At 51.1% G+C, this 1,120-nt stretch carries 1 protein-coding gene; it reads right to left on the bottom strand.

The genetic code is table 11. The features are described 5' to 3' along the window. The coding region (locus FHS57_RS31630) for a hypothetical protein (RefSeq protein WP_221225792.1) at window positions 1-1,120 on the bottom strand (1,120 nt) is incomplete at both ends.

Below are 1,120 nucleotides of genomic sequence, written 5' to 3'. Positions count from 1 at the left end.
CAACACAAGGACTGTTACTTATCGTCCAGCGAAGTGTGTAACTACTGCCTGCCGTACCCGTAAAAGTGGACGTCGGGCTCGAAACATCACTAAAGGTTCCTCCCGTACCACTTACCACACTCCATGAACCCGTACCTACTGCGGGCGTATTTCCTGCCAAGGTCACCTGTGTCAGTCCACAAGTACTCGCGCCAACTTGGTCACCGCCAGCATTGGCCGTCGTCGGATTCTGATTAAAAGTAATAGTTACATCATCCGTTGAAGCAACACAAGGACTGTTACTTATCGTCCAGCGAAGTGTGTAACTACTGCCTGCCGTACCTGTAAAAGTGGACGTCGGACTCGAAGCATCACTAAAGGTTCCTCCCGTACCACTCACCACACTCCATGCACCCGTACCTACTGTGGGCGTATTCCCTTCCAATGTCACCTGTGTCAGCCCACAAGTACTCGCGCCAACTTGGTCACCGCCAGCACTAGCCGTCGTCGGATTCTGGTTAAAAGTAATAGTTACATCATCCGTTGAAGCAGCACAAGGACTGTTACTTATCGTCCAGCGAAGTGTGTAACTACTGCCTGCCGTACCTGTAAAAGTGGACGTCGGACTCGAAGCATCACTAAAGGTTCCTCCCGTACCACTCACCACACTCCATGCACCCGTACCTACTGTGGGCGTATTCCCTTCCAATGTCACCTGTGTCAGTCCACAAGTACTCGCACCAACTTGGTCACCGCCAGCATTGGCCGTCGTCGGATTCTGATTAAAAGTAATAGTTACATCATCCGTTGAAGCAACACAAGGACTGTTACTTATCGTCCAGCGAAGTGTGTAACTACTGCCTGCCGTACCTGTAAAAGTGGACGTCGGGCTCGAAGCATCACTAAAGGTTCCTCCCGTACCACTTACCACACTCCATGAACCCGTACCTACTGCGGGCGTATTCCCTGCCAAGGTCACCTGTGTCAGCCCACAAGTACTCGCGCCAACTTGGTCACCGCCAGCATTGGCCGTCGTCGGATTCTGATTAAAAGTAATAGTTACATCATCCGTTGAAGCAACACAAGGACTGTTACTTATCGTCCAGCGAAGTGTGTAACTACTGCCTGCCGTACCTGTAAA

Source organism: Runella defluvii (assembly GCF_014195535.1).
GTDB classification, from domain to species: Bacteria; Bacteroidota; Bacteroidia; order Cytophagales; family Spirosomataceae; genus Runella; species Runella defluvii.
The sequence above is the reverse complement of the archived record's forward strand: the minus strand, read 5'-3'. Positions and strand labels throughout refer to the sequence as shown.